The sequence below is a fragment of the Caballeronia sp. genome (genome assembly GCF_049581465.1).
Taxonomy (GTDB): Bacteria; Pseudomonadota; Gammaproteobacteria; order Burkholderiales; family Burkholderiaceae; genus Caballeronia.
Map to the genome: position 1 here is coordinate 1 of NZ_JBAUSA010001274.1, position 5,967 is coordinate 5,967.

Here is a 5,967-nt window from a genome sequence, read left to right on the forward strand (position 1 = left end):
CGGCATTCGTGCGCGCGGTGCGCGAAGCGGATGCCGGATGATTTGACCGTGTCGAGGCGCCACGCCTCCACGTACCGAGAGAGTGACGTAATGTATAACTTACCAGACGATCGAGGCCATTTCGGCCCTTATGGCGGCGTTTTCGTGTCGGAAACGCTCGTTCATGCACTCGATGAACTTCGCGATGCCTATGCGCAATGCAGCAAGGATCCGGCATTTATCGCGGAATACGAATATGAGCTGAAGCACTACGTCGGCCGTCCGTCGCCGATCTATCACGCCAAGCGGTGGAGTTCAATGCTGGGCGGCGCGCAGATTTACCTCAAGCGCGAAGACCTGAATCACACGGGTGCGCACAAGGTGAACAACGTGATCGGCCAGGCGCTGCTCGCCCGCAAGATGGGCAAGCCACGCGTGATCGCGGAAACCGGCGCGGGACAGCACGGCGTTGCCACCGCGACCATCGCGGCCCGTTTCGGCATGGAATGCGTCGTGTATATGGGTTCGGAGGACGTGCGGCGGCAGGCGGCGAACGTTTATCGGATGAAGCTACTCGGGGCGACCGTGATTCCTGTTGAATCCGGCTCGAAGACGCTGAAAGACGCGCTCAATGAAGCCATGCGCGACTGGGTCACGAACGTCGAAAATACGTTCTACATCATCGGCACCGTCGCCGGCCCGCATCCTTATCCCATGATGGTGCGCGATTTCCAGCGTGTGATCGGCGATGAATGCAAGGTGCAGATGCCCGAGATGACCGGGCGCCAGCCCGACGCGGTGATAGCGTGTGTTGGCGGCGGATCGAATGCAATGGGCATCTTTTATCCGTATATCGAAGATAAAGACGTTCGGCTCATTGGCGTTGAAGCAGCGGGCGATGGCATCGCGACGGGGCGCCATGCAGCTTCCCTGATCGGTGGAATCCCGGGCGTGCTGCACGGCAATCGGACCTATCTGTTGCAGGACGAGAACGGCCAGATTATTGAGACGCATTCGATTTCGGCAGGTCTCGACTATCCCGGCGTGGGTCCTGAACATGCCTGGCTAAAGGACGCTGGCCGTGCGGAATACGTGGGAATCACCGACGAAGAAGCACTGAAGGGATTCCACGATTGCTGCCGGATCGAAGGGATTATCCCGGCGCTTGAATCGTCGCATGCGCTGGCTTACGCAGCGAAGCTTGCACCCTCGTTGCCAAAGGACAAGATCCTGCTCGTGAACCTCTCGGGTCGTGGCGACAAGGACATGCATACGGTCGCCGAGCGATCGGGCATCACGTTCTGAGCCCGCCCCGGATGCGCGAACCCGCCGATACCGCGAGACCTGACAATGCCGCAAATAGCGGCATTGTGTTGCATCACCGCGATTTCCTCGCCGACGCGGTCAACGTGCCGGACGGCTCCATCGACCTGATCGTTGCCGATCCGCCTTACGGTTTGGGCAAGGATTATGGCAACGATTCGGACATGCGTTCCGGCGACGCTTTCCTCGACTGGACCTATGGCTGGCTCGCGCTCGCGATTCCGAAGCTCAAAGCGAGCGGATCGCTGTATATCTTTTGCACGTGGCAATACGCGCCGGAGATTTTCGTGTTCCTCAAGCGCCGGCTCATGATGGTCAACGAGATCGTGTGGGACCGGCGGGTGCCCAGCATGGGCGGCACGACGCGCAGATATACGTCGGTGCACGACAACATCGGTTATTTCGCGGTATCGAAGGATTACTTCTTCGATCTCGATCCGATCCGCATTCCTTACGATGCAGTGACGAAAAAGGCCCGATCGCGAAAGTTGTTCGAAGGCAGCAAGTGGCTTGAGATGGGCTACAACCCGAAAGACCTATGGTCGGTGTCGCGACTGCACAGGCAGCACGCAGAGCGGGTCGATCATCCGACGCAAAAGCCGCTGGAGATCGTCGAACGCATGGTTCTCGCCAGCTGCCCGCGCGGTGGCCGCGTGCTTGACCCGTTCATGGGCAGCGGCACGACAGCGGTTGCGTGTGCCCGTCACGGCCGCGAGTTTGTCGGGTACGAAATCAACGCCGACTATCACGGAATTGCCCAGCAGCGCGTTGCCGGCGTCCGGCCGGTTCTGGTTGTCGCGGAGCCCGCCGCCGCTGTCGATGCCGCTTCGATCGAACAGGGTTAGCCCGGGCCGAAGTCACCGCTAAAAACATGCTAAAGCGCGCAACGTCGCGCAAAGAGACCTGATCATGTCACGAATCAAAAGCACATTCGCCGCCCTTGCCGAGCAGGGCAAGAAGGGCTTGATCCCGTTCATCACGGCTGGAGATCCGAACCCTGAGCAGACCGTTGAATTCATGCACGCGCTTGCCAAGGGCGGCGCGGACGTCATCGAACTGGGCGTCCCGTTTTCCGATCCGATGGCCGATGGCCCCGTGATCCAGCGTTCGTCCGAGCGAGCCCTCGCACGCGGCGTGTCGCTGACGAGCGTTCTCGCCGACGTAAAGCGTTTCCGCGAGACCAATGACACGACGCCCGTTGTCCTGATGGGCTATGCGAACCCGATCGAGCGGATGGGCACCGAAGTCTTCGCCCAAGCCGCAAAGGCCGCGGGCGTGGATGGCATTCTGGTGGTCGATTACCCGCCCGAGGAAGCCGTGGAATTTAGCCAGTCGATGCGCGCGGCCGGCATCGATCCGATCTTCCTGCTCGCGCCGACCTCCACCGATGAGCGCATCGCGGCGGTCGGCAAGGTGGCGAGCGGCTATGTGTATTACGTATCGCTGAAAGGCGTGACCGGATCGGCAAATCTGGACGTGGCGAGCATCGCGAGTAAAATCCCGGCCATCAAGAAGCATGTTGCGGTGCCGGTCGGCGTCGGTTTCGGCATTCGCGACGCCGATACGGCGCGCCGGGTGGCTGACGTATCGGACGCCGTGGTGATTGGCAGCCGGCTTGTGCAATTGCTGGAGGAAACGGCTCCGGAGAAGGCTGCGGAGACGTTGACGCGGTTTATCGCCGAGATTCGCGCTGCACTCGATTCTGCAAAATAACCTCGTGGTTGCGGGCTAAAATGCTGCAAACCACGCGAACAGGAAGGAAACACGATGAGCTGGCTCGACAAACTGTTACCGCCGAAGATCAAGCAAACGGATCCGAAAAGCCGCAAGGGCATTCCGGAAGGCCTCTGGATCAAGTGTCCGTCGTGTGAAGCGGTGCTGTACCGCAATGACGTCGAAGCGAATCTCCACGTCTGCCCGAAATGCAGTCATCACATGCGCATTGGCGCGCGCGAACGGCTGGATGGTCTTCTCGATCCGGAAGGCCGTTATGAGATTGGTCAGGAAGTCTTGCCTGTCGACGCCTTGAAGTTCAAGGACAGCAGGAAGTACCCGGACCGGCTGAAGGAAGCGATGGAAGACACGGATGAAACGGACGCAATGGTTGTCATGGGTGGTGCAATCCATACCATTCCGGTCGTGACTGCGTGTTTCGAATTCTCGTTCATGGGTGGATCGATGGGTTCGGTGGTCGGCGAACGGTTCGCTCGCGGCGCGCGCAACGCGCTTGAACAGCGCACGCCGTTTATCTGCTTCACGGCGTCGGGTGGCGCGCGGATGCAGGAAAGCCTGCTTTCGCTGATGCAGATGGCCAAGACGACAGCCATGCTGACCAAGCTTGCCGAAGCGAAACTGCCGTTTATTTCCGTTCTCACTGACCCTACGATGGGCGGTGTTTCTGCGAGTTTCGCGTTTTTAGGCGATGTTGTGATCGCGGAGCCGAAGGCGCTGATCGGATTTGCCGGGCCGCGCGTGATCGAGCAAACGGTGCGCGAGAAGCTGCCGGAAGGGTTTCAGCGCTCGGAGTTTCTGATTCAGAAGGGCGCAATCGACATGATCGTGGATCGGCGGAAAATGCGCGAGGAGATCGCGCGGTTGATCGCGCTGTTGATGTTGCAGCCGGCGGATTCAGTGGCATAGGGCGCTGGCGCTTGGGGGGTGGTTTTGGGGGTTCTGCTTGCGGCGAGTGTGGGGATAAGGCGGAGTCCTCCTGCTTACGTGGTCGGTCTGCTTAAGTCGGATTTTCTTGCTTATTTCTGTTAGCCCCTATCCGGGGCGGGACTTCATTTCTTTTCAAACGCGAAAAGAAACGAAGCAAAGAAACGCGTTCAAACCGCGAATACCTAAGTGTCCTCGTCGGTCACTTCAGGTTTTTGGCACGAACGTAGCACAGCCCCCACGCATCAACCCGCACTTGAACACCCCCCTCAAGCACTAACGGCGCTCACGCGCTTCGCCTCTACAGCCCTAATTTCGTTGGGGGTACTGCGCCAGGGGTCAACGAAAAAAGCCAAGCAAATACCGCCCATGCTGATCGTTGCCGCTAGCAGATGGACTCCATCCTCGCCACACACCCACCGCTAGCAGACCCGCCCAAACCGAGCCCGCCCGTCTATTCCCCATAAGTAACTCCCCAACCGCGCAGCCCAAACACCCCCCCCATGATTACTTTCCCATCCCTCGCCGCGTGGCTCGCGCACCTCGAAACCGCACATCCAGTCGGTATCGATATGGGTCTAACCCGTATCAGCCAGGTCCGCGATGCGCTCGGCCTCCAATTCACTTGCCCCGTGATTACGGTCGGTGGGACGAACGGCAAAGGTTCGACGTGCGCGGTCCTCGAAACCATCCTGCTGCGCGCGGGATATCGCGTGGGGTGTCATACGTCGCCGCATCTCCTCGAATTCAACGAGCGCGCGCGCCTAAATGGCATCGATGCCTCCGACGCCGACCTGCTCGAACACTTTGAAGCCGTGGAAGCGGCGCTGCTGAGCCTGCCGGTACCCGTTACGCTGACCTATTTCGAGTTCACCACGCTCGCGATCATGCGGCTCTTCGCTTCACGGGCACTGGACGCCGTGATCCTTGAAGTGGGCCTGGGCGGCCGCCTGGACGCCGTGAATATCATCGATACCGATTGCGCAATCGTGACGAGCATCGATATCGACCATACGGAATATCTCGGCGACACCCGCGAGAAAATCGGCTTCGAGAAAGCAGGCATCTTCCGGCCAGACACGCCCGCAATATGCGGCGATCCCTCGCCGCCGCAATCACTCATCGACCATGCAGCAGCAATCGGCGCGGACTTATGGCTGGTGGGCCGCGATTTTCGCTACGAGGTGCAAGCAGGTAACGAGCGCCAGCAATGGAGCTACATCGGACGGACACAGCGGCGCGCCGCGCTGGCCTATCCGGCCCTGCGCGGCGCAAACCAGTTGATCAATACGTCGGCCGCGCTCGCCGCGCTCGAAGCGCTGCGGGAGCGCATCCCCGTGTCGGCGCAGGATATCCGGCTGGGCCTCGCCAACGTCGAACTGCCCGGGCGCTTTCAGGTGGTGCCGGGCAAGCCGCAAGTCATTCTCGACGTCGCGCACAATCCGCACGCAGCGGCCGTGCTCGCCCAAAATCTCGGCAACATGGGCTTCTTCCCCTACACCTACGCCATCTTCGGTGCGATGGCGGATAAGGACATCGAAGGAGTCATTTCACATTTGAAAGGCGAAATCGATCACTGGAACGTGACCGGCCTGCCGACGCCGCGCGCGGCATCGGCGGCGATGCTGGCAGGCGCTCTGCGCGACGCCGGTGTCAACCAGGGACCCGACAGCAGCGTTACAGAATTCGATACACCCGCCGACGCTTTTCAAGATGCAGTAAAGCGATCGTCTGAAAATGATAGAATTTTGGTTTTCGGCAGTTTCCATACGGTGGCAGGTGTTATGGCCTACCGTAACTCGCAGCGCCATTGATCGGACGGTCGGCAAGCCTTCCGCACCAAGCCACACATGTCCTTTTTCTCGTTCGGCAAGAAAGACGACGCGCCTTCCAGTCGCGACGCATACTCCGACTCCCCGCGCGGCTCGCGTCAGACCGTCCGCACGGAACGCCTGACGCGCCGCAGCGAACGCACCGACGCGGACGCCATGATGCTGGACCCCACAC

At 60.2% G+C, this 5,967-nt stretch carries 5 protein-coding genes and 1 pseudogene; all 6 read left to right on the top strand.

What is annotated here, in order from left to right; all coding sequences use genetic code 11:
* Nucleotides 1–90 precede the first annotated feature (90 nt).
* Nucleotides 91–1,284, top strand: coding sequence for a tryptophan synthase subunit beta (gene trpB / locus WCA53_RS30890; RefSeq protein WP_423920467.1), 1,194 nt, complete (start codon nt 91–93; stop codon nt 1,282–1,284).
* Between the two features lie 11 nt (nt 1,285–1,295).
* Nucleotides 1,296–2,147 (top strand): DNA-methyltransferase, encoded by an 852-nt coding sequence (locus WCA53_RS30895; protein WP_423920470.1) that lies wholly within the window; start codon nt 1,296–1,298, stop codon nt 2,145–2,147.
* Nucleotides 2,148–2,211: 64 nt separating this feature from the next.
* On the top strand, nt 2,212–3,015 hold the full coding sequence (trpA, locus tag WCA53_RS30900; protein ID WP_423920473.1) for a tryptophan synthase subunit alpha: 804 nt from the start codon (nt 2,212–2,214) through the stop codon (nt 3,013–3,015).
* 54 nt (nt 3,016–3,069) lie between these two features.
* Entirely contained in the window at nt 3,070–3,942 is an 873-nt protein-coding gene (gene accD, locus WCA53_RS30905) for an acetyl-CoA carboxylase, carboxyltransferase subunit beta (protein ID WP_423920476.1), read from the top strand.
* A gap of 521 nt (nt 3,943–4,463) precedes the next feature.
* Complete coding sequence (folC, locus tag WCA53_RS30910; protein ID WP_423920479.1) at nt 4,464–5,774, top strand: bifunctional tetrahydrofolate synthase/dihydrofolate synthase; 1,311 nt, start codon at nt 4,464–4,466, stop codon at nt 5,772–5,774.
* A gap of 36 nt (nt 5,775–5,810) precedes the next feature.
* Nucleotides 5,811–5,967: pseudogene (locus WCA53_RS30915) on the top strand (sporulation protein); the annotation flags it as partial.